We start from the raw sequence: 22506 nt of genomic DNA, 5'->3' as shown, positions 1-22506 counted from the left end.
GGCTGGATTTAGCCGAGAGCGCAGTGCCCGCCGTTGCCACTACTAACGGATCAACGGCCTTTCTTCCATAGCCAGGCGCCGACCAGGATCCCCACCCCGCACAGCACCGCCACATAATAGGCAGGCCCCATCGCACTTTCCTTGAGCAACAGGCTGACGATCATCGGCGTCAGACCACCGAAAATCGCGTAGGCGACGTTGTAGGAGAACGACAGGCCGCTGAAACGCACCACCGGCGGGAACGCCTTGACCATCACATACGGCACCGCGCCGATGGTGCCGACCAGCAGACCGGTCAGGGCATACATCGGGAATAGCCAGTCGGGATGATCGGCCAGGCTGTGGTAGAAGGTCCAGGAACTGGCCAGCAATGCGGTACAGCCGATCACGAAGACTCGTCCCGCACCGAAGCGATCGGCCAGTGCGCCGGCAATGATGCAACCAAAACTCAGGAACACGATCGCCACGCTGTTCGCCTGCAGGGACGTGGTTGGCGAGAAGTGATAGACCGTCTGCAACACAGTCGGTGTCATCAGGATCAACACCACGATGGCGGCCGACAGCAGCCAGGTCAGCAGCATCGAAATGGCGATGGCGCCACGATGGTCACGCAACACCGCACGCAGCGGCACTTCTTCGGCCAGGGCCTTGCGCTGTTGCAGCTCGGCGAACACCGGAGTTTCGTGCAGCCAGCGGCGCAGGTACACAGAGAACAGACCGAACACGCCACCCAGCAGGAACGGAATTCGCCAGGCGTAATCCGCTACTTCCACCGGGGTGTAGATACTGTTGATCGCCGTGGCGACCAGCGAACCGAGCAGGATGCCCGCCGTCAGGCCGCTGGTCAGGGTCCCGCAGGCATAGCCGATATGCCGTTGCGGCACGTGTTCGGAAACGAAGACCCATGCACCCGGCACTTCACCGCCAATGGCCGCGCCCTGGATCACCCGCATCAACAGCAGCAGGATAGGCGCCCACATGCCGATCTGCGCATAAGTCGGCAGCAAACCCATGATCAAGGTCGGCACCGCCATCATGAAAATGCTCAGAGTGAACATTTTCTTGCGGCCCAGCAGGTCACCGAAGTGCGCCATCACGATGCCGCCCAGCGGCCGCGCCAGGTAGCCGGCGGCGAAGATGCCGAAGGTCTGCATCAGGCGTAGCCACTCAGGCATGTCCGCCGGGAAGAACAACTTGCCCACCACCGTAGCGAAGAACACGAAGATGATGAAATCGTAGAACTCCAGCGCGCCGCCCAGGGCCGACAGCGATAGAGTCTTGTAGTCGTTGCGGGTCAGCGGACGTGCGGGTTGGTCTGGCTGCGCGATGCTCGAGGGCGCTGTGGTCATGGCAAGGGCTTCTCTTATAGTCGGATCTGCTACCTCAACAACGCTGGCTGAGGTTTGGGCAGGTCCGGCACGATAGCAAATTGTTCGAAAAAGCACATAGAGGTGCGTTTTTGACAGTCAAAATGAGAACCGGACGGTCGTCGCGGAGTCTACCGACCGATATACTCAAAGCCTGCTCCGGTTTTTGAGGGGTTGCTGTGCGAAAGCGCCTGTCAGGTTCATAGGCGATTTCGCAGAGTTTCCCTTTAGGCGCCTGATGGAAAACGTGACGAACGTAGTATGTTCGGTGCTGAATCGTTTTTCCCGAAGACGGCTACCACCAGCAATACCAACGAAGAGTCACGGGTCAGAGGCCCCCCGGCATGATAGAACTCGAACAAGAAGATCCGATCCCGCAAGGCGACCTGGCCTTGCAAATCACCGCGCTCCCACGCGAAACCAACGGCTTTGGCGATATTTTCGGCGGCTGGCTGGTGGCGCAGATGGATTTGGCAGGCACCGCGATGGCCAGCAAGGTCGCCGGCGGACGCGTTGCCACCGTTGCAATCGACCGCATGGCGTTTCTGGTTCCGGTGGCGGTGGGCGCTCAGCTCTCCTTTTATACCCAGGCCCTGGAAATCGGCCGCAGCTCGATCAAGATGATGGTCGAGGTCTGGAGCGACGACCCACTGTCCAGCGAGTGGCGTAAAGTAACCGAAGCGGTGTTTGTGTTCGTTGCCATCGACGGCAGCGGTCGCACCCGTTCGGTTCCGCCCCGGGCTCGCTGAAAGAACTTCTAAACCTGGTAGCCGTTTTGCGGTCGATAGTCGTCCACGTTACTGATCGAGAGCTGTCCCATGAGCACGCCCAATGTTGAAGCCGTAAAACTGGATGAACTGAACTGCTGGCGAATTCGCCACGGTCAGGCTGAATTACTGGTGGCCCAGCAAGGCGCGCACATCCTCAGTTATCAACTGGCCGGCCAGCCGCCGCTGATCTGGCTCAATGACGAGGCTGTGTTCAAGACCGGCAAGAGCATCCGTGCCGGCGTGCCGGTGTGCTGGCCGTGGTTCGGCGTCTTCGACCGTAACCCGCAAAGCGTGCAGGCGATGCGCGTCAGCAATGAAGCGCCGTCGGCTCACGGCTTCGTGCGAGCAATGGATTGGGAGCTGGGCGGCATCGAAGCCGAAGGCGAAAGCCTGAAAGTCGAATTCCTCCTGCCCTACCCCGACGGCGGCTTTCCTGGTTGGCCGCACCAGGTGGACTTGACGCTGAGCATTCGCCTCGACGAGCAGTTGCACATCCACCTGACCAGCCATAACCGGGGCGCTGAAACCGTCAGCATCAGCCAGGCGCTGCACAGCTATTTTGCCGTCAGCGATGTGCGCGAGGTGCATGTCGAAGGTGTGGGCGGTCTCAAGTACATCGAAACCCTAGATAACTGGAAAACCGTAACCCAGACCGGTGATCTGCGTTTTACCGGCGAAACCGACCGCATCTATCTCGATGCCCCGCCACTGCTGAGCATCGTCGATCCGGCCTGGGAGCGACGCATCGAACTGACCAGCATAGGCTCGCGCACCGCGGTGATCTGGAACCCATGGATCGACCGCGCCGCCGCGTTCAGCGACATGGCCGACGACGGTTGGCAGCGCATGCTGTGCATCGAGACAGCGAACGTGATGGACGATGTGGTGAACCTGAAACCAGGGGCCAGCCATACCCTGGGTGTGAGCGTCGGTAGCAAGCCGCTCTAAGCAACACCACAAAACCAATGTGGGAGCGAGCTTGCTCGCGATGGCGGCGTAACAGGCAACATGAATGTTGAATGTTATGGCCTCATCGCGAGCAATCTCGCTCCCACAGTTTTTTGTGCCATGCCATCTGACGGCGCGTTACAAATCCGACTCTTTCACCACCCGTACCGTCGCCGCATCCAGCGCATACGCCGCATCCGCCAAGTCATTGCTGACCTTCTCGACCTTCAGCGTGCCGGTGACCCACAGCGGCGTGTAGATATCGTTCAGTTTCAGGCCCTTTGGATAGCGCACCAGCACCAGTTGGTTGGGCGGCGGCGGCGGCACGTGGATGCACGCGCCCGGGTATGGCACCAGGAAGAACAACGTACTGCGGCCCTTGGCATCGGACTCCAGCGGCACGGGGTAACCGCCAATGCGGATGTTCTTGTCGTTCATCGACGCAACGGTCTTGGTCGAGTACATCACCGCCGGCAAGCCTTTGGCCTGCTTCATCCCACCCTTGTCGGTGAAAGTGCCATTGGCTTCAGGGGAGTTGTGGTCGATTTCAGGCATGGCCTCGAGGGCCTTCTGGTCCGACTTGGGCATCAATTCGAGCCAGTCGGTTTCCGGCAGTTCACCGGCATGGGCAAGGCCCGTTCCCAATAAAAGTAGAGTCAGCAGAAGACGGCGCATGAAGGTGCTCGGTATAGGAAGGATCAGGAAACGCCGAGCATTCTAGCCCTCCCGGCTTGTGCGGCCGAGAGGACTTTGTCGCCTGGATCAGTTCTTTTTGACCAGGCCGTAGATCACGAGCAACACAACGGCGCCCACCAGCGCACCGATGAAGCCTGCGCCTTGGCCGGCCTGATAGATGCCCAGGGCTTGACCGCCGTAAGTGGCCGCCAGCGAACCGCCGATGCCGAGCAGGATCGTCATGATCCAGCCCATGCTGTCATCGCCCGGTTTCAGGAACCGTGCCAGCAGACCGACGATCAAGCCGATAAAGATGGTTCCGATAATTCCCATGGCATTCCCCTCTCAATGAAGTCGCTATTGGAAAGCCTAGTCAGACTTTCGTGACCTGCCATGAGAGAACGGTGCAACCTGAAGGTTCCACCGTTGCACATAAATACTATTCGGCTATCAGTGCTTCAACCTTGAGAATCTGGGCCGTCAGCGTCTCTCGGTCTGCACAACGAAGGTTGGCGTGACCGACCTTGCGACCGACCTTGAACGCCTTGCCATAGTGATGCAGATGGCAATCGGCGATGCTCAGGACCTTCTCGGTCTCAGGCACTTTGCCGATGAAGTTGAGCATCGCGCTTTCGCCGACCTTGGCCGTCGAACCCAACGGCAGACCGGCAACGGCCCGCAGGTGGTTTTCGAACTGGCTGCACTCGGCGCCTTCGGTGGTCCAGTGCCCGGAGTTGTGCACTCGCGGGGCGATTTCGTTGGCCTTGAGGCCACCGTCGACTTCAAAGAACTCGAACGCCATCACGCCCACGTAATCCAGTTGCTTGAGCACACGGCTGGAGTAGTCTTCGGCCAAGGCTTGCAGCGGGTGATCGGTGCTGGCCACGGACAGCTTGAGGATGCCGCTGTCGTGGGTGTTGTGTACCAGCGGATAGAAGCGGGTTTCACCGTCGCGGGCACGCACGGCGATCAGCGAGACTTCACCGGTGAACGGCACGAAGCCTTCCAGCAGACAGGCCACGCTGCCCAGCTCGGCAAAGGTGCCAACCACATCTTCTGGCGTGCGCAGGACTTTCTGACCCTTGCCGTCGTAACCCAAAGTACGGGTCTTCAGCACTGCCGGCAGGCCGATGGAAGCCACGGCGGCGTCCAGGTCAGCCTGGGACTGAATGTCGGCGAACGCCGGGGTAGGAATCCCCAGGTCCTTGAACATGCTCTTCTCGAACCAACGATCGCGGGCGATGCGCAGCGCTTCGGCGCTCGGATAGACCGGGACGAATTGCGACAGGAAAGCCACGGTCTCGGCCGGAACGCTTTCGAACTCGAAGGTCACCAGATCGACTTCATCGGCCAGCTGGCGCAGGTGATCCTGATCGCCGTAATCGGCTCGCAGGTGTTCGCCCAACGCGGCTGCGCAAGCATCCGGAGCCGGGTCCAGGAAAGCGAAGTTCATGCCCAGCGGAGTGCCCGCCAGCGCCAACATGCGACCCAACTGGCCGCCACCGATTACACCGATCTTCATCGTCAACAACCTCAGGCGATGCGTGGGTCTGGATTGTCCAGGACGCTGTCTGTCTGCTCAGCACGGAAGGTTTTCAGCACCGCGTGGAACTGCGGGTGCTTGGCGCCAAGGATACTCGCCGACAGCAGCGCCGCGTTGATCGCGCCCGCCTTGCCGATGGCCAGGGTGGCGACCGGAATGCCCGCCGGCATCTGCACAATGGATAGCAGCGAATCAACGCCCGACAGCATTGCCGATTGTACTGGTACGCCCAGCACCGGCAGGTGGGTCTTGGCCGCACACATGCCAGGCAAATGGGCCGCGCCACCGGCACCGGCGATGATCACCTCGATGCCACGCGCCTCGGCTTCTTCAGCGTACTGGAACAGCAGGTCCGGGGTGCGGTGGGCAGAAACCACTTTCACCTCGTAGGGGATGCCGAGCTTTTCCAGCATATCGGCGGTGTGGCTAAGGGTGGACCAATCGGACTTGGAGCCCATGATCACGCCAACCAGTGCACTCATCGTCGTGCCTCTTCTCTCTGGGCGCCCGCAGGCGCATCAAAAAACAACAAGCCACGCAAAATGCGTGGCTTGATTGTACGAATTATGGCCGGTCGTAACCGGCCGAAGGCCGCGCAGTATACCGCAATACGACAGATAAACAGCCCCTGTCGCGACCATCTGTCATTCACCTTGCCGGAGTTATTAACTGACTCAAAAGTCAGCCGAGACAGCTATTTCAGATGACGACTTGATTACTCGCAATAAGATCCAAAACTTCCAGTGCCTAAAATTCTATAAATATTAATTCCATGCAATAGAACGCAACAATCCCCAACTCGCAAAAACAAAACACCGCCATTAGATTAAACTTATAGAAACCTCAAAACAAACCAAACCTGCAACAACCCCAAGACAACTAAAGGATTCACGGATGAACCCAATTAGCGCTCCCACTGAGAAAAAAGCAATTACTATTTTCGTGATCATTCATGATGACGTACCGGAATCAACACGAAAAAACCTTTATGCCGACCATTTCCAGCCATTCACAACCGAACTGCAAAGTTTTATCGAGCGAAAAGTCCACGTAGTTTTTGGCCGACTCGCGCCCTACAGCAACTTTGATTATAAGAACGAAAACGAGCAAATGACCTCGTCGCGCTGGGAAAACATGTGCTTCGGCTATTTAGAGGAAAGGCGTGCAGAAGGGTTCAAAACGGACCGACTGACCAAAGTGCTTTTAGTCACCAACGAAAGCTTGAACAGCAGGATAGCGGGCATCGCTCGTGTTTACCCACCGTTTTTTTCCGGAAATAGCGCAATTGCATCACTGATCAACTACATAAATGTCGCCCATGAAATTGGACACTTACTGGGTGCAAGGCATGAGGACTATGAAACTCAATTCAACGGCTGGTGGTGTGAAACTTATATGACACCAAAGCCCGGAGGTATTACATCAAACTGTTATATATTCAGTCCTGCCAACCGACAGAACATAAAAAATTATTTGGCGAGCGTAAACTGATAACTCCTGAATTATCCATCAAGAAAACCCCTGAAAGTTTTGCGCACTTCGTCGCCCGCAGGCGCGTCAAAAAACCTGCAAGCTACGTATTATGCATGTCTTGAGTACGAATGATGGATGGAAATAATCAGCTTCTAGCCAAAAGCTATAAATTCCGACAACAACTCTGCACCGATCCAAAGTCCTTTGAAAGACAACTGCTCAATACCATCCTGAATATAAACCTTGAAAAACAACCACACATACGTAAATCATGATTCGCCACAAGTGATGATGCCTTCAGCATCGTCGAACTGAGAACAAAATTATTCTGTATTATTTAATTCACACTGAACTAACACCTTATTAATCGACTACCTCACCAACTTCAATTCAGCCACTTATGTCTTGATAAACCCAATGGAACCCATTATGTCAAAACGACCGATCAAGCTTAACGTCTTCCTGCACGAAGATCTGAAAGGCATTAACGAAGACTTGCTCCACCAAGATTATTTCGACTGGCTGGCAGATACGGTCTCCCGAATCTCAGGCCGCACAATGGACGTTATTTTAATACAACCTTCAGACGCCCCAACATTAAGTAACTTCAACTATAAATCCGAAAATATGGAGCTCTTGATAAGTCAATTTCAAGACACCCTCCTTACCCATCTGGAAAATCAAGAGAGCGACACTAACGATGCCACTATCAACAAGTATTTGCTATTAACGCGCGACGACATCAATAAAAGTACGCTGGGTGTTGCTCGAAGACAAGGTGCGCTAGGAATTGCCTCGATCACATCGAAATTAACTGCATCCCATGAGGTTGGGCATATGCTCGATGCCGTTCATGAAGATAGCGATGAAAACGTTTCCACCTACTACGGAACCTACAAATCGATAATGTACAAAACCACAGGAAAGTCGGCGTTTGTCTTCAGCAAGAAAAACCAAGAGAACATTCGCAATTACCTCAATCAGTACCCTTGATCTGATTGGCGCCGTTTTCGACAGATCAAGGCCAACTCGATTGGCCTTGATCACGCTTCGCCCTCAGGAAGCAGAACCCGCCGCTCCGCCTTCCAGTTTGCGCCACAACAACCGCACATTGGCCTTGCGCACAAGGGCGCAGCGGTAGAGACGAATTTCCAGCGGCACATGCCATTGCGGCCCTCCGCAGACCACCAGTTCACCGCGCGCCAGTTCGGCACGCACGCTCAGTTGTGGCACCCAGGCAATGCCCAAGCCTTCAAGAGCCATGCTTTTCAGGCTGTCGGCCATCGCAGTTTCGTAGATGGTGGTGAAGCGCAGCGCCCGTTGGCGCAGCAACATGTTCACCGAACGACCGAGGAACGCACCGGCGCTGTAGGCCAACAGCGGCACGCTGCCCTCGCCTTCCAGATCGAACAGCGGCTTGCCCTCGGCGTCTGCCGCGCAGACCGGCAGCATCTCGGTGTGGCCAAGGTGTAGTGAGGGGAAGATTTCGGGGTCCATCTGCATGGCCGCGTCCGGGTCATAGAACGCCAGCATCAGATCGCAGCCGCCTTCGCGCAAGGCATGCACGGCATCACCGACGTTGGTCGCCACCAGTCGCGTGGCGATGTTCAAACCTTCGTTGCGCAACTGCGCGATCCAACGCGGAAAGAAACCGAGCGCCAGGGAGTGCGCGGCAGCGACCTGCATCACTTCGCCCTGCCCGCCCTCCAGGTGATGCAGATGGCGCAATACTTCGCCCAGCTGTTCGACCACGGTGCGCGCGGTGACCAGAAACAATTGCCCTGCCGCCGTCAGCTCCACCGGCGTGCGCGAACGGTTCACCAGGGTCAGCCCCAACGCGGCTTCAAGGCTGCGGATTCGCCGACTGAACGCCGGCTGCGTCACAAAACGCCGCTCGGCGGCCTGGGAGAAACTGCGGGTGGCGGCCAGGGCACTGAAGTCCTCCAGCCATTTGCTTTCCAGATTCATCACGTCCTCCCGGACACGCACCAATTTAGGTCACACGTTCGCCGTCAAGCCGGCGTCACACGGGCATTATGCCGAATGTGCATAGGCTAGTGCTTAACAGCATTGGCCCAAAATTCTACACAAGCCTAGCATTCACAGCGTTCCGGCACAGACCGGGTCCATATTGAGATGATTTCTATCATGTCCTCCGCTGCATCATTCCGCACAGAAAATGACCTGCTTGGCGCCCTCGAAGTACCGGCTCAAGCGTATTACGGTATCCAGACCCTGCGAGCGGTGAATAACTTCCGCCTTTCGGGCGTTCCGATTTCGCACTACCCGAAACTGGTTGTCGGTCTGGCCATGGTTAAACAGGCCGCTGCTGACGCCAACCGTGAGTTGGGTCACCTGAGCGAAGCCAAGCACGCCGCCATCAGCGAAGCCTGTGCCCGATTGATCCGCGGTGATTTCCACGAAGAGTTCGTGGTCGACATGATTCAAGGTGGCGCCGGTACCTCCACCAACATGAACGCCAACGAAGTGATCGCCAACGTTGCTCTGGAAGCAATGGGTCACCAGAAAGGCGAGTACCAGTACCTGCATCCGAACGACGACGTCAACATGGCGCAGTCGACCAACGACGCTTACCCAACGGCGATCCGCCTGGGTCTGCTGCTCGGTCACGACACCCTGCTGGCCAGCCTCGACAGCCTGATTCAGGCGTTTGCGGCCAAGGGCAAAGAATTCGATCACGTCCTGAAAATGGGCCGTACTCAACTGCAAGACGCCGTGCCAATGACCCTCGGCCAGGAATTCCGTGCCTTCGCCACCACCATGGGCGAAGACCTGGCCCGTCTGAAGACGCTGGCCCCGGAACTGCTGACTGAAGTGAACCTGGGTGGCACCGCGATCGGTACCGGCATCAACGCCGACCCACGTTATCAAGCACTGGCGGTACAGCGCCTGGCACTGATCAGCGGTCAACCGCTGGTGCCAGCGGCCGACCTGATCGAAGCGACTTCCGACATGGGCGCCTTCGTGCTGTTCTCCGGCATGCTCAAGCGCACCGCGGTCAAGCTGTCGAAGATCTGTAACGACCTGCGCCTGCTGTCCAGCGGCCCACGCACCGGCATCAACGAAATCAACCTGCCGGCGCGTCAGCCAGGCAGCTCGATCATGCCCGGCAAGGTCAACCCGGTCATCCCGGAAGCTGTGAACCAGGTAGCGTTCCAGGTCATCGGTAACGACTTGGCACTGACCATGGCAGCCGAAGGCGGCCAACTGCAGCTGAACGTGATGGAGCCGCTGATCGCCTTCAAGATCTTCGACTCGATCCGCCTGCTGCAACGCGCCATGGACATGCTGCGCGAGCACTGCATCGTCGGCATCACCGCCAACGAAGCACGCTGCCGTGAACTGGTCGAGCACTCGATCGGCCTGGTCACCGCGCTGAACCCGTACATCGGCTACAAAAATGCCACCCGCATCGCCGGCCTCGCCCTTGAAAGCGGCCGTGGCGTGCTGGAACTGGTGCGCGAAGAAGGTCTGCTCGACGAAGCCATGCTCGCCGACATCCTGCGCCCGGAAAACATGATTGCGCCGCGTCTGGTGCCTCTGAAGGCATAACCCGACGCGTTACTTGTAGCACCGCTCACCAGGTCGAGGGACTAGACACCTCTCACCTTTTGAGGGCTTGGAGATCAATCTCCAGGCCCTTTTTTTTAACCATTTGCCAGTGAAAACCGTATGTCTGGGGACTGACCAATGTGGGAGCGGGCTTGCTCGCGAAGGCGGTGGCACATTCAACAATGACGTGTCTGATACACCGCTTTCGCGAGCAAGCCCGCTCCCACCAAGAGCAGTTCCCACATAGCCTGACAGCAAAAATGTCAGGTGTTTCAAAGGCTTCGTTTCACCGCATGCACCACAACCGTGCAGACGGACGGCACTGTCATCGGTATAGTGCCGCCCCTCTTCGCATGAGCGGTCGTCGGTAGCGAGGCCACAACCCATGCGAAACCCGAACTAATAACAAACCCGCGATATGAAACCGGGACGAACTTCGTACCGCCCATTGTGCCGTGCGCCAAGGGGTGTAACTCGATGTGTCTGTCCGGCCAGCATTGTTGCCTACACAAAAAACAGCGAGGAATAATCCATGCTCGAAGTCATTAACGACTTCCTCTCAGGGAAAGTACTGATCGTGCTCATTGTCGGGCTCGGTAGCTACTTCACGATCCGCTCGCGTTTCGTTCAATTGCGTCACTTCTTCCACATGTTCGCGGTGTTCCGCGACAGCCTCAAAAGCAGCGCCGGGCAACTGAGCTCGTTCCAGGCCCTGATGCTCAGCCTCGCCGGCCGCGTCGGTGCGGGCAACATCGCCGGTGTCGGCATTGCCGTGACCCTCGGTGGCCCAGGTGCGGTGTTCTGGATGTGGGTGACCGCGCTGGTCGGCATGTCCAGCAGCTTCTTCGAATGCTCCCTCGGCCAGCTCTACAAGCGCTGCGATTCCGAAGGCCAGTTCCGCGGTGGCCCGTCCTATTACATCCAGCACGGTTTGCAAAAACGCTGGTTGGGCATGCTGATGGCGTTCCTGTTGCTGGTGACGTTCGGCTTCGCCTTCAACGGCCTGCAAGCCCACGCTGTGACGCACTCGCTGAACAACGCGTTCGGCCTCGACACCACTTACACCGGCATCGGCCTGGCCGTACTGCTGGGCCTGGTGTTCATCGGCGGGATCAAGCGCATCGCCAAGGTCGCCGACCTGTTGGTGCCGGTGAAAACCCTGGCGTACATCGGCGTGACCATCTACGTGATCGTGCTGCAGTTCGACCAGGTGCCGGACATGCTGATGACCATCGTCAAGAGCGCCTTCGGTCTGGACCAGGCTTTCGGTGGCCTGATCGGCAGCGCCATTATCATGGGCGTGAAGCGTGGCGTGTTCGCCAACGAAGCAGGTCTGGGCAGTGCACCTAACGTGGCGGCGGTTGCAGCGGTCGAACACCCGGTGGCGCAAGGCGTGGTCCAGGCGTTCAGCGTATTCCTCGATACCTTCGTGATCTGCACCTGCACCGCGTTGCTGATTCTGCTCTCCGGTTTCTACACCCCTGGCTTCGAAGGCGACGGCATTGCCCTGACCCAGAACTCGCTGGCCGCCGTGGTCGGTGACTGGGGCCGGATGTTCATCTCCGTAGCCCTGGCGTTGTTCGTGTTCACCTCGATCCTCTACAACTACTACCTGGGTGAGAACAACCTGCGCTTTTTGATCGGTGAAAACCGCAAAGCGCTGATGGGCTATCGCGCGCTGGTACTGGTGCTGATTTTCTGGGGAGCCATCGAAAACCTCGGCACCGTGTTCGCTTTCGCCGACATCACTATGACCATGCTCGCGTTCGTCAACCTGATCGCGCTCTTCCTGCTGTTCAAGGTCGGCATGCGCATCCTGCGTGACTACGATGACCAACGCGCCGCCGGGATCAAGACTCCGGTGTTCGACTCCGCCAAGTTCCCGGATCTGGATCTGGATCGCCAGGCGTGGCCGGCCAACCCGCCTGCCGCTGTCGGCAAGACTGAAGTTGAGCCGCAAGGCGTACCCGCAGCGCAACGCTGACAGGTAAATGACGGGCGCATCGCGTGCGCCCGTCAGTTAAAGTTCGAAAAACTGTGGGAGCGAGCTTGCTCGCGATGGCGCACTGTCAGTCAACATAGCGATGTCTGACATACCGCTATCGCGAGCAAGCTCGCTCCCACAGGAACTCTTCCTTTCGGAGAATCTTCATGAATTCGTCGACCTACCCCGCCGCCCAGCACGTCATGGTGCTCTACACCGGTGGCACCATCGGCATGCAGGCCAGCGCCAACGGCCTGGCCCCGGCGTCCGGTTTCGAAGCGCGGATGCGCGACTATCTGCACAGCCAGCCTGAACTGGTGGTACCGCAATGGCGTTTCCGTGAAATGTCGCCGCTGATCGACAGTGCCAACATGACCCCGACGTACTGGCAGCAGTTGCGTGAAGCGGTGGTCGATGCGGTGGATGTTCAGGGCTGCGACAGCGTGCTGATCCTGCATGGCACCGACACCCTGGCCTACAGCGCGGCCGCGATGAGTTTCCAGTTGCTCGGCCTGCATGCCCGCGTGTGTTTCACCGGCTCGATGCTGCCGGCAGGTGTAACGGACAGCGACGCCTGGGAAAACCTCGGCGGCGCGCTGGTTGCGATGGGCCAAGGCTTGGCGCCGGGCGTGCATCTGTACTTCCATGGCGAACTGCTGGACCCGACCCGTTGCGCCAAGGTGCGCAGTTTTGGCCGTCATCCCTTCAAGCGACTGGTGCGTCAGGGCGGCGGTGTGAAAGCGGCCTCGATTCCGGCACAACTGAACTACAACCAGCCGAAGCAATTGGCGAAGGTCGCGGTATTGCCGCTGTTTCCCGGCATTAGCGCCGAGGTGCTGGATGGTTTGCTCGACAGCGGCATTCAAGGTCTGGTGCTGGAGTGCTACGGCAGCGGCACCGGGCCGAGCGACAATCCAGAGTTCCTCGCCAGCCTCGGCCGTGCACGGGACAACGGCGTGGTGGTGGTTGCCGTTACCCAATGCCATGAAGGTGGCGTGAAGCTCGACGTGTATGAGGCAGGCAGCCGCCTGCGTGGCGTTGGCGTGCTGTCCGGTGGCGGCATGACCCGTGAGGCGGCGTTTGGCAAGTTGCATGGTTTGCTGGGAGCCGGACTCGAAGCTGCCGAGGTTCGCCGTCTCGTTGAACTCGACCTCTGCGGCGAATTGAGCTGACACACCACGTGTAGGAGCGAGCTCGCTCGCGATGGTCGTTAACGATAACGCCGGGAGCCTGACACCCCGCGGCGCTCTCAGGCTTTTCGCGAGCGGGCTCGCTCCTACAGTTTCCAGCGCTCGGCATATAACTTGCTGTGTTCCAGCTATCCCAAGGCTGGAAGTCCTTATGCTCCACTCCCACCTCACCACCCTCAATGCCGTCTCCCTGGTACTCGATGCCTTCAAGGCACAAGGCTTGTCCAGCGAAGCACTGCTGGCCGGAAGCGGCATCAGTGCGGCGGATCTGAACCGTGCCGACACGCGCATCACCACCAATCAGGAAATGCAGGTCTGCGCCAACGCTGTCGCGCTCAAGCGTGACATCGGCCTGGAACTGGGCCGGCGGATGCACGTCTCCTGCTACGGCATGCTCGGTTACGCCTTGCTCACCAGTGCCACCTTCGGTGACGCTTTGCGTCTGGCGATGCGTTATCCGGCGCTGCTGGGAACACTTTTCGAACTGAGCCTTGAAGACGATGGAGAACGCATCTGGTTCGCCGCCGCCGATTACCGCGAGAGCCCGACCATGGCGGTGTTCAACGCCGAGTTCTGCCTGGTGTCGCTGAAAGTCACCTGCGACGACCTGCTCGGCCATCCTTTGCCCTTGCTCGGCGCACGCTTCGAACATGCCGCGCCCGACTACGAGACAAGCTACGCCGAACACTTCGATTGCCCTGTGCACTTCGGCGCGCGCAACAATGCCTTCGCCTTTGACAAGCGCTGGCTCGACCAGCCGTTGCCGCTGGCCGATGTGATCACCCATCAGGCCATGGCCGAACGTTGTCGCAAACAGAACATCGAGTTCACCGGGCGACAGGCCTGGTTGGGACGGATCCGCCAATTGCTCAGCGCGCAACTGAATGCCGCGCCCGGGCTGGAGGGGCTGGCCGAGCAAATGAACTGTTCGGCGCGGACCTTGCGCCGGCATCTCAAGGACATGGGTTGCAGCTACCAGGAGCTGCTCGACGAACTGCGCTTCGAGCAGGCCAAGCAAATGCTTTGCGAGGATCAATTGCCGATCTATCAGATTGCCGAAGCGTTGGGCTTCAGCGAGACCGCGAGTTTTCGCCATGCCTTTGTGCGCTGGAGTGGTGTGGCGCCGAGTCAGTTCCGGCCCTGAGGGCTGTAGTGACCGATCTGCCGCCATCGCGAGCAAGCTCGCTCCCACAAGGGGTATGCGTCTTGCAAAAAATCGCGGACGCTGAGGCTCACCTGTGGGAGCGAGCTTGCTCGCGATGGCGGCCGCGAGAGCTCCGCATTATAAAGGGGCGAATTTCGGTCAAATGTTTTGGCCATATCGATCCCCTTTTGGCCTTTCCTGCCGTTCTCCGATTCGCCGTGCGCCGCAACACTGGGGGCAACCGAATCAGCCCTGCGGAGAACAACAAATGCTGACGATCTACTCTGACGATCACCACCTGCACCATGGCCGCTGCGAACTCATCGACGGCCAGCTCAAGCCGTGCTTCGAGATGCCATCGCGCGCCGATCATGTGCTGCAACGCGTGCAGAACCAGAACCTTGGCCCAGTCGAAGCGCCAAAGGATTTCGGTCTTGAGCCCATCGCGCGCATTCACAGCCGCGACTACCTCAACTTCTTCAAAGGTGCCTGGGCACGCTGGACCGAGTTCAACACCGACGGTGACCTGCTGCCCTACACCTGGCCTGCACGCACCTTGCGTGCGATCAAACCGACCAGCCTGCACGGCCAACTCGGCTATTACAGCTTCGACGGCGGCGCCCCGATCACCGCCGGCACCTGGCAAGCGGCGTACAGCGCAGCACAAGTCGCGCTCACCGCCCAAGCTGAAATCCAGCGCGGCGCCCGTTCTGCTTTCGCCCTGTGCCGTCCACCGGGACACCACGCCGCCAGCGATTTGATGGGTGGTTATTGCTACCTCAACAACGCCGCCATCGCTGCCCAGGCGTTCCTCGATCAGGGCCACAAAAAAGTCGCGATCCTCGACGTCGATTACCACCACGGCAACGGCACCCAGTCGATTTTCTACGAGCGAAGCGATGTGCTGTTCACCTCGATCCACGGTCACCCGGAAGCCGAGTTCCCGTTCTTCCTAGGCTATGAAGACGAACTGGGCGAAGGCGCCGGTGAAGGCTTCAACTTCAACTACCCGTTGGCCGCCGGTTCAGGCTGGGATACCTGGAGCGCAGCGCTGGAACAAGCCTGCAAAGAGATCGAAAGCTATGGCGCCGACATCGTCGTGGTGTCCCTTGGCGTCGATACCTTCAAGGATGATCCGATCTCGCAATTCAAACTCGACAGCCCGGATTACCTGGCCATGGGCAAGCGCATCGCGGCGCTCGGCAAACCCACGCTGTTCGTCATGGAAGGCGGCTATGCCGTGGAAGAAATCGGCATCAATGCCGTGAACGTTCTCGAAGGTTTTGAAAGCGCTTAATGAGGAAGTAGAAGAATGAAAAGTCTTAAGCGTTTTATTTTTCCAGCGCTATGCGCCACGGTGCTCAGTGGCGCCGCCCACGCTGAAGAGCGAACCCTGCGCGTCTACAACTGGTTCGACTACATCACCCCCAAGGCCCTGGAAGACTTCAAGGCTCAGAACGCCCAGACCAAACTGGTCTACGACATCTTCGACACCAACGAAGCACTGGAAGCCAAGCTGCTGACCGGCAACTCCGGCTACGACGTGGTGGTGCCGTCCAACGTGTTCCTCGCCAAACAAATCGAAGCCGGCGTATTCCAGCCCCTAGACCGCAGCAAGCTGCCGAACTGGAACCACCTCGATCCCAAGCTGATGAAGCTGATCGAAGCCAACGACCCGAGCAACAAATTTGCCGTGCCGTACATGTACGGGACCATCCTGATCGGCTTCAACCCGGACAAGGTCAAGGCAGCCCTGGGCGCCGACGCGCCGGTAGACAGCTGGGACCTGATCTTCAAGGAAGAGAACATCAGCAAGCTCAAGCAGTGCGGTGTCGCCCTGCTCGACTCGCCCTCGGAGATCCTGCCGCTGGCCCTGCAACACCTCGGCCTGGACCCCAACAGCAAGAAGCCTGCGGACTATGACAAGGCTGAAGCACTGCTGATGAAGATCCGTCCGTACATCACCTACTTCCACTCGTCCAAGTACATGGCTGACATTGCCAACGGTGACATCTGTGTCGCAGTCGGCTATTCCGGCAGCTTCTCGCAAGCCGCCAATCGCGCCAAGGAAGCCAAGAATGGGGTGGTCGTCGACATGCGTTTGCCGAAGGAAGGCGCGCCGATCTGGTTCGACATGCTGGCGATTCCGAAGGGGGCGAAAAACCCCGAAGACGCCTACACCTTCATCAACTACCTGCTACAGCCGCAGGTGATTGCACCGGTCAGTGACTTTGTCGGTTACCCGAACCCGAACAAGGACGCCACGGAGCTGGTCGACCCGGCAATCCGCAACAACCCGAACCTGTACCCGACCGATGCGGCGATGGGTACGCTCTACACCCTGCAACCGCTGCCGCGCGATGCCGAGCGCGCGCGGACCCGGGCCTGGACCAAGATCAAGTCGGGCACCTGATAACCGACGCGGGTTTATCCTGACCTGCGCTTGCGCAGGTCTTTTTTTTGCCCGCGATATTTATTTACCGCCAACGCCGCTATACCCGTCGCTACTTTGCAATGGACCGCGCACCGAACCTTCCACGGTGCCTGCTACCCTCACAAAGGATGTGACCATGACAAGTACCTCCAGCCCTTCGTCTGAAACCAGCCTCCCCTCTGATCAAGATGCCCTTCTCACCCAATTGGTAACCGGCCCCTCGATCAGGGAAGTCGCCACACATGCGCTGCAACCAGCCCTGAAAGCGCTGTACCCGAATTTGCAAATCGATCCCCGCCTGGCCATGGTGGTGACGCCGACCTGGATCTTGCACAATGGCAGTGTCGAGCCTGGGTCAAGGCGCTTCGAGTCGCTGACAGACGCACTGGTGCGCCATGGCGTAGCGCGAACGCCCGTGGTCTACCTCGACGGCGAGCACTACCTAACGTTGCAACCCCAGGTGCAGACACCGGCGCAACTGCCCGTCAGCATCGATGCCATTGGGCGCCTGCTCAATGAGTTGGCGCCACTGCTGTTTGTCGCGTTTCAAGAGCAACAAGTCGATTACTGGAACCAGTTCACCCCCGCATCGGCTCCACGCTGGCAGGCACTGTCCAAATCCTTGCGCGACCTATGGAACATCGAAGCCAACCCGGACTGGGACAGCAACCAGCACGCCATGGCCGGCAAGCTTTTCGCCTACCCGGACAAAAACGCACGTCGTGCGCATGACCCTTATCAGTCACGCGCCTGCCTGATTGACCTGGACGGCCAAAGCGGCGCGGCTTCGACGCACATTAACATCGTCGATACGGCAGTACTGATCGGGACGCTGGGTAGCCGTACCCTTGTTCTCACTCACACCATCACCCGTGGCTTCCAGGCGTTTGACTCCTTGCAGGAACTGGGCGCGTCGTTGCTGGCGGACACCGATGGGCAAGTACCGGGAAATGTCCTGCATTGGCGCCTGATCGAACCGCCGGGCAATTATTTCGACCGCCTGGCGTGCAACCTGATAGCCTTGCAGGCCGATGCAATCGGTGCGCTGGCCAACGAACCCGCGGCGGCAAACCCGGACCTGGCGCCCCACGTCAGCCGTACGACCAACGAGCTCGACCCGACGGACAAACAGTCATCCTCGCGATTCAATCAGGTCGAGCAATCGCTGCCAGACTGGATGGCCGATGCGTCATCCACCGATCTCACCGCTTACAGCCGTCATCTGATGGATCTGGTGACGGTGCGCAATCAGAACGCCGGGAAGTCCTTTCTGGACGGGCTCAAACCGATCCGCGAATTTGCGCTGGATCGACTGCGCGAAGCCATGCTCGCGCAACATGCCGATGCCGCACATCTGAACCTGGCGGACATCGAAATCGTGGTCGACAGCGTGGTGGTCTGGGGCAGCTTTGTGCCAACGGTGGACCCTGAGCGCACCACCCTGAGCCTGGTCGACCTGGCGCTGCAAAACCTGATTGCCCTGCCGCAAGGCAACAAATTCGTACGCAGTTCCAGCGCCGCCGCGCTGCCGCAGTGGATGACGGTGAGCTATCTGGAGGAGCTGATTACACGCGTCGACATCGGCCAGCACTACCCGGCGCTGATCAAAAGCAAGCTGCTCGCCGAACCCGTGGACAGCCTGCGGCGTCAGAACCTGTTCACCAGCCATTTGCGCGTCGAGTTACCGCTGCTGGCCTTACAGCTGAAGATTCGCAAGCAGCACGGCATCGACGAGACCGGTTACCGCTATGTCGCCGCCGTGGTGCAAGTGCTCGACGCCAATCGCTGGGTGGATGGCCAGGAGATCGTGATTCGCCCACTGGCATTCGCGCCCGGCTGGCGCATCGGTGGCGCCACCGATGAAGTGACCAACATGTTCGTGATCGGGCCCCGCCAGATGGACAAGGGGCCTTGCCTGCTTTACCGGCCAATGCTTGAACAACCGCTGAGCCAGTATCCAACGCCGGCCAACCTGGTCTACACCATCAAACACTCGCCGACGTTGCGCCAGTCCGTACTCGCCTGGCTGCCGGACGGTGCCCGCGCCAACTATGCCAACTATGTGTTCACCGGTGACCGACCTTCGGTCTGGAGCATTTCTCAACTGTTGGCCGACCCGCTGACCTCCCTGCAAATGAGCGGCCCGATTTCCCTCGGCTCTCGGGTTCTCAGCGGCAATTACCTGGCCGTCCTGTACAAGGCCAACGTCAATGCGCTGGTCGAACTGGCGCAACGGCAATCGCTGTCCAACGCGCAAAATCGCTGGGCGACTTTCAAGCGTACAGCCTGGACGCTGCTCAATGCGGCGCTGCCCTTTCTTGGTCGAACCGTCGGGACGGCCGCCTGGATCTGGCAAGTGCTGGATGACTTGCAGCAAACCCTCGATGCTGCCGACAGTGGCGACCATCAGCAGCAGAAATCCGCCATGACCGACCTGTTGCTGACCCTGGCCATGGTGCTTGCCCATCACGCCAGTACGCGTAATCCGCCTGCGCGCAGGGTCCAGGAAAAGCCCATTGCAAAAGCGATCGAGCAACAGGAAAAACCGGCCCGGCAACCTGTGACCGTCGTGCAATTACCCGACATCGTCAGCGAGCCCCCTCCTGTGCAACATCGCCAGACAGTGGCAACCGATGCGGCCTTGGACCTGACAAAAACCCTGGATCAGTTCAAGGTCACTCCCCCCGAACAGCTCACACCGCCCGATAGTGGCAACGGCGTCTATCGCCACCTCTACCGAAAAGAAAAGAGCTTTTATGCGCCGGTGGGCGAGCGCTGGTTCGAGGTGGCCGTCGAGGACACGGGCGAAGTGTCGATCATCGACTCTCGACAGCAGCCCGTGCGCAGCGGTCCGGCACTGATCAGCAACCAACGCGGTGACTGGTTCGTCGACACGCGCCTGCGCCTGCGCGGCGGCGGTCTGTCGAGCCGACGCAAGGCACTGAAGCAACAAAACCGTGCACGCATCGCCGAACTCAAGAAGCAACTGGCCGAGTTTGACAATGAACGCGAGCGGGCACGTACAGAGCTGACGGACGCCCACAACGCCATGAAAAAATCAGTCGGTGACGAAGCACTGTCGGCCGCGCAAACGCAGTTCCTCGAGAAGCTCGAGCACCGCACCCAGGAATACGCCGCCCCTATCGAGCAGTTGAAGTCGCTGAACCTGCTCGAAACGGTGCCCAACTACCGAACCGCCATGGTCGAGATGCTCGGCACTCAATTGTTCTTCAACCAGACGTGGCTCGATCAGCACAATGCAACGTTTACGCAGACCTTGAGGGAAACCCTGGCGCTGCTCGATGCCGAGGAAACGACAGGCGGGACCGGTAATTCTGCAACCTACCGGAAAATGGTCGACCTGACCGAGGGTGTGATCGGCAAAATAGAGTTTGCCCAATCGCGGCTCCATGACTTGAGTCGACTCGGTAGAAATGCTGCTGAAGTGGCCAGTACCTACCGGGCAAAACTGCCCGCTTTCAGTGTTAACGATCTCAAGGCGCTCCAGGTTTCGCTGGCTCGCGACGTCTGCTTGAAAGAAGGAAACAGTGCCGCGCTGATCGACGCCCGGGGCGCATTCGAGCGCTTGCTCGATACCACCAACCTGGTCATACAGACCTCGCAAGAACTGATGCTGCAAAACAGTGCCTGGGCGGCAGGCGAACGTATCGAAGGCCTCAACGGCATGCTCGAACAGTTTGCCGCTATCGACCAGGCCTTTGAAGACTTCAGCCTCACCCACAAGGACGCGGTTCTGGAGCAACCGTTCAAACACGTACGTACACGGATCAGTGAATTCCAGCAGGACACCGAAGCCAATCTGGCGCAACTGCTGCGCGAACAACGGCCGGTAGAACCCCGGCCCGGTCCGTCAAAGCCCGCATCGGCATCGCGTAAACGAGTGGTCAAGACACGCTTCAAGGGTACGGTTGTGGGCGAAGTGCGTCCCTCGGCATCGGGAGAGCCGGTTCTGCTGGATGTGAAATCGCCCTTGACCGGCAAAGTGATCGCCACCTTTCACGAAAAAACACCCGGCGTCTGGATTGAGCGCGTGCAACCCAGACGTCGCCGCCCAGCGGTACAACTACCGGACCTCGCCACACAAATCACTCAAGGTCAGGAGCTGCTCGATGGCGTGGAAAGCTTCATCCAGAAAACCGAAGCGAGTGCAAAAAAACCCGGCCGCATCCCGGTGGAAATCGAAGAGTTGTTCCAGCACAAAGCCGAACAGCTCGACAAAAGCGCGAAGACACTCGAGCAAACTCTGACCGCTTCGAATACGACCGACGCTGCGACAGCACTGGGTGCGGACTTGAACGCGGCGCGTGTTCGACTGTACGCCGAGGGCTACCGGATTCGCGTCCAGATGATCAAGCAACAGCCGCCCACGGCCGCCCGCATCGAATGGCTATCGAGCAAAAATGAAATCGATATCGTGCGCAGTGGTGATCGACGCCGACTCAAAGGCCCGCGCAAGGATTACCTGCAGGAATACGAAGTTCGCGAGCGAGGCACCGGGCAACCGTTGTGGTACGCCCATTTTCACTACACCGGCCCCGACACGCCCGTCGAGGCGTTTACCGCCGCCCATTTGAAACTGCGTGATCAACGGATGATGGCCGGAAGGGACGACCTTAATTCCGCCTCCAGCAGCCAGGTGATCGCCATTTATCGCAGCGCGATCAGCCCGCAACTGGCGGGCTCGCTGTTCTTTTCGTAAGCCGCCACGTCAAAAAGGAAAATGACGATGACAGACCACCCAGAGAATACCCAAACCCCCGGCTTGCTAAAAAAGAGCCAAGTGAATTACCAGACCAGCAGGGGTCCCACTGTCGATAGCGTCGCCGCCCTTCTACTGCGCCAAGCGCTGAAGGCGCTGCAACCCGAGCGCAAGATCGACCCTGACCAAACCATGATCGGCACGCCTCAATGGTGGGTCCGCGACGGCACGCTCGTGGCCATGCCCACACAGTTCGAATCGCTGACCCAGGCGCTGGTCCGAGCTCGGAGCTCAATGGTGCCGCCGTCCAGCTACGCGCTCAAGGCATCGGTATTCGCGCCAGCCTGCTCAAGGATCGACAGCCCCGACAGGCGTACTTGCAGTGGCTGCTGGACAACGACCAGGTCCGTATCGTCCGCAACGAACAGGGACGAATCAAGACCAAAAAGCGCAGGGATTATTTCCAGGAGTACCAGGTGCTAGACACCACCAACAAGGATCAGCCTCTGCGGCTTGCGCACTTTCACTACGATTCGCTTGATGCGCCGATGGAGCAGTTCACGACCGAACGCCGCCAGGTACTCACGACTCTGGCGCCAATCGACTACGTGCTGCGGCGTATCAGCGACCCGAATCTGTTCCTCAAACTCGAAACTCAACCCTGATGAACGACTGCGGGCGGACT

18 protein-coding genes are annotated in these 22506 nt (G+C 58.9%); 12 read left to right on the top strand and 6 right to left on the bottom strand.

Annotation, left to right across the window (positions count from 1 at the left end; translation table 11 throughout):
- Positions 1-50: 50 nt before the first annotated feature.
- Positions 51-1349, bottom strand: a complete 1299-nt coding sequence (locus tag KW840_RS05090) for an MFS transporter (RefSeq protein ID WP_057712720.1) — start codon at positions 1347-1349, stop codon at positions 51-53.
- 362 nt (positions 1350-1711) lie between these two features.
- On the opposite strand from KW840_RS05090, the gene KW840_RS05085 reads away from it, so the two are divergent.
- Together KW840_RS05085 and KW840_RS05080 are read left to right on the top strand one after the other, a co-directional pair.
- On the top strand, positions 1712-2116 hold the full coding sequence (locus KW840_RS05085; protein ID WP_007942704.1) for an acyl-CoA thioesterase: 405 nt from the start codon (positions 1712-1714) through the stop codon (positions 2114-2116).
- 69 nt (positions 2117-2185) lie between these two features.
- On the top strand, positions 2186-3085 hold the full coding sequence (locus tag KW840_RS05080) for a D-hexose-6-phosphate mutarotase (RefSeq protein ID WP_218494610.1): 900 nt from the start codon (positions 2186-2188) through the stop codon (positions 3083-3085).
- A gap of 138 nt (positions 3086-3223) precedes the next feature.
- Here KW840_RS05080 and KW840_RS05075 read toward each other — a convergent pair whose 3' ends face one another.
- From KW840_RS05075 to purE, 4 genes are all read right to left on the bottom strand, one after another.
- On the bottom strand, positions 3224-3760 hold the full coding sequence (locus KW840_RS05075) for a DUF3299 domain-containing protein (protein WP_090452186.1): 537 nt from the start codon (positions 3758-3760) through the stop codon (positions 3224-3226).
- 87 nt (positions 3761-3847) lie between these two features.
- Complete coding sequence (locus KW840_RS05070; RefSeq protein WP_007928514.1) at positions 3848-4093, bottom strand: GlsB/YeaQ/YmgE family stress response membrane protein; 246 nt, start codon at positions 4091-4093, stop codon at positions 3848-3850.
- 106 nt (positions 4094-4199) lie between these two features.
- On the bottom strand, positions 4200-5282 hold the full coding sequence (locus tag KW840_RS05065) for a 5-(carboxyamino)imidazole ribonucleotide synthase (protein WP_057712717.1): 1083 nt from the start codon (positions 5280-5282) through the stop codon (positions 4200-4202).
- A gap of 11 nt (positions 5283-5293) precedes the next feature.
- A complete protein-coding gene (gene purE, locus KW840_RS05060) occupies positions 5294-5785 on the bottom strand; it encodes a 5-(carboxyamino)imidazole ribonucleotide mutase (RefSeq protein ID WP_046038893.1) in 492 nt (163 codons plus the stop codon).
- A 412-nt stretch (positions 5786-6197) separates the two neighbouring features.
- Here purE and KW840_RS05055 point away from each other — a divergent pair, with 412 nt between their 5' ends.
- Both KW840_RS05055 and KW840_RS05050 read left to right on the top strand, forming a co-directional pair.
- The gene (locus KW840_RS05055) at positions 6198-6794 is read left to right on the top strand and encodes a hypothetical protein (RefSeq protein ID WP_218494609.1); all 597 of its coding nucleotides are present in this window, start codon (positions 6198-6200) and stop codon (positions 6792-6794) included.
- 411 nt (positions 6795-7205) lie between these two features.
- Complete coding sequence (locus KW840_RS05050; RefSeq protein WP_218494608.1) at positions 7206-7769, top strand: hypothetical protein; 564 nt, start codon at positions 7206-7208, stop codon at positions 7767-7769.
- 63 nt (positions 7770-7832) lie between these two features.
- Here the strand turns inward: KW840_RS05050 and KW840_RS05045 are convergent, their stop codons facing one another.
- On the bottom strand, positions 7833-8744 hold the full coding sequence (locus tag KW840_RS05045; protein ID WP_090452193.1) for a LysR substrate-binding domain-containing protein: 912 nt from the start codon (positions 8742-8744) through the stop codon (positions 7833-7835).
- Between the two features lie 180 nt (positions 8745-8924).
- Here KW840_RS05045 and KW840_RS05040 point away from each other — a divergent pair, with 180 nt between their 5' ends.
- The 8 genes from KW840_RS05040 (at position 8925) to KW840_RS05005 (ending at position 22486) form a co-directional block, all read left to right on the top strand.
- The gene (locus KW840_RS05040; protein ID WP_034152112.1) at positions 8925-10349 is read left to right on the top strand and encodes an aspartate ammonia-lyase; all 1425 of its coding nucleotides are present in this window, start codon (positions 8925-8927) and stop codon (positions 10347-10349) included.
- A gap of 532 nt (positions 10350-10881) precedes the next feature.
- The gene (locus KW840_RS05035; protein WP_090452195.1) at positions 10882-12333 is read left to right on the top strand and encodes a sodium:alanine symporter family protein; all 1452 of its coding nucleotides are present in this window, start codon (positions 10882-10884) and stop codon (positions 12331-12333) included.
- A 167-nt stretch (positions 12334-12500) separates the two neighbouring features.
- The gene (locus KW840_RS05030; protein ID WP_057712712.1) at positions 12501-13505 is read left to right on the top strand and encodes an asparaginase; all 1005 of its coding nucleotides are present in this window, start codon (positions 12501-12503) and stop codon (positions 13503-13505) included.
- Positions 13506-13674: 169 nt separating this feature from the next.
- The gene (locus tag KW840_RS05025) at positions 13675-14667 is read left to right on the top strand and encodes an AraC family transcriptional regulator (RefSeq protein ID WP_090452197.1); all 993 of its coding nucleotides are present in this window, start codon (positions 13675-13677) and stop codon (positions 14665-14667) included.
- Between the two features lie 268 nt (positions 14668-14935).
- On the top strand, positions 14936-15964 hold the full coding sequence (locus KW840_RS05020) for a histone deacetylase family protein (RefSeq protein ID WP_218494607.1): 1029 nt from the start codon (positions 14936-14938) through the stop codon (positions 15962-15964).
- 15 nt (positions 15965-15979) lie between these two features.
- Entirely contained in the window at positions 15980-17080 is a 1101-nt protein-coding gene (locus KW840_RS05015) for a polyamine ABC transporter substrate-binding protein (protein WP_090452201.1), read from the top strand.
- Positions 17081-17237: 157 nt separating this feature from the next.
- Positions 17238-21821: a dermonecrotic toxin domain-containing protein gene (locus KW840_RS05010; RefSeq protein ID WP_218494606.1), complete on the top strand. Its 4584-nt coding sequence runs from the start codon at positions 17238-17240 to the stop codon at positions 21819-21821.
- A gap of 209 nt (positions 21822-22030) precedes the next feature.
- A complete protein-coding gene (locus KW840_RS05005; RefSeq protein ID WP_218494605.1) occupies positions 22031-22486 on the top strand; it encodes a hypothetical protein in 456 nt (151 codons plus the stop codon).
- Positions 22487-22506 lie beyond the last annotated feature (20 nt).

Source organism: Pseudomonas sp. PDM30 (assembly GCF_019218985.1).
Lineage (GTDB): Bacteria > Pseudomonadota > Gammaproteobacteria > Pseudomonadales > Pseudomonadaceae > Aquipseudomonas > Aquipseudomonas jessenii.
The sequence above is the reverse complement of the archived record's forward strand: the minus strand, read 5'-3'. Positions and strand labels throughout refer to the sequence as shown.

Bases quoted from the DNA above. Each gene is read 5' to 3' on its own strand.
- KW840_RS05015 (WP_090452201.1), top strand. From the start codon at position 15,980: ATGAAAAGTCTTAAGCGTTTTATTTTTCCAGCGCTATGCGCCACGGTG.
- KW840_RS05025 (WP_090452197.1), top strand. From the start codon at position 13,675: ATGCTCCACTCCCACCTCACCACCCTCAATGCCGTCTCCCTGGTACTC.
- KW840_RS05030 (WP_057712712.1), top strand. From the start codon at position 12,501: ATGAATTCGTCGACCTACCCCGCCGCCCAGCACGTCATGGTGCTCTAC.
- KW840_RS05020 (WP_218494607.1), top strand. From the start codon at position 14,936: ATGCTGACGATCTACTCTGACGATCACCACCTGCACCATGGCCGCTGC.
- KW840_RS05005 (WP_218494605.1), top strand. From the start codon at position 22,031: ATGGTGGGTCCGCGACGGCACGCTCGTGGCCATGCCCACACAGTTCGA.
- KW840_RS05040 (WP_034152112.1), top strand. From the start codon at position 8,925: ATGTCCTCCGCTGCATCATTCCGCACAGAAAATGACCTGCTTGGCGCC.
- KW840_RS05010 (WP_218494606.1), top strand. From the start codon at position 17,238: ATGACAAGTACCTCCAGCCCTTCGTCTGAAACCAGCCTCCCCTCTGAT.
- KW840_RS05035 (WP_090452195.1), top strand. From the start codon at position 10,882: ATGCTCGAAGTCATTAACGACTTCCTCTCAGGGAAAGTACTGATCGTG.
- KW840_RS05085 (WP_007942704.1), top strand. From the start codon at position 1,712: ATGATAGAACTCGAACAAGAAGATCCGATCCCGCAAGGCGACCTGGCC.
- KW840_RS05090 (WP_057712720.1), bottom strand. From the start codon at position 1,349: ATGACCACAGCGCCCTCGAGCATCGCGCAGCCAGACCAACCCGCACGT.
- KW840_RS05065 (WP_057712717.1), bottom strand. From the start codon at position 5,282: ATGAAGATCGGTGTAATCGGTGGCGGCCAGTTGGGTCGCATGTTGGCG.
- KW840_RS05045 (WP_090452193.1), bottom strand. From the start codon at position 8,744: ATGAATCTGGAAAGCAAATGGCTGGAGGACTTCAGTGCCCTGGCCGCC.
- KW840_RS05070 (WP_007928514.1), bottom strand. From the start codon at position 4,093: ATGGGAATTATCGGAACCATCTTTATCGGCTTGATCGTCGGTCTGCTG.
- KW840_RS05050 (WP_218494608.1), top strand. From the start codon at position 7,206: ATGTCAAAACGACCGATCAAGCTTAACGTCTTCCTGCACGAAGATCTG.
- KW840_RS05055 (WP_218494609.1), top strand. From the start codon at position 6,198: ATGAACCCAATTAGCGCTCCCACTGAGAAAAAAGCAATTACTATTTTC.
- KW840_RS05080 (WP_218494610.1), top strand. From the start codon at position 2,186: ATGAGCACGCCCAATGTTGAAGCCGTAAAACTGGATGAACTGAACTGC.
- KW840_RS05075 (WP_090452186.1), bottom strand. From the start codon at position 3,760: ATGCGCCGTCTTCTGCTGACTCTACTTTTATTGGGAACGGGCCTTGCC.
- purE (WP_046038893.1), bottom strand. From the start codon at position 5,785: ATGAGTGCACTGGTTGGCGTGATCATGGGCTCCAAGTCCGATTGGTCC.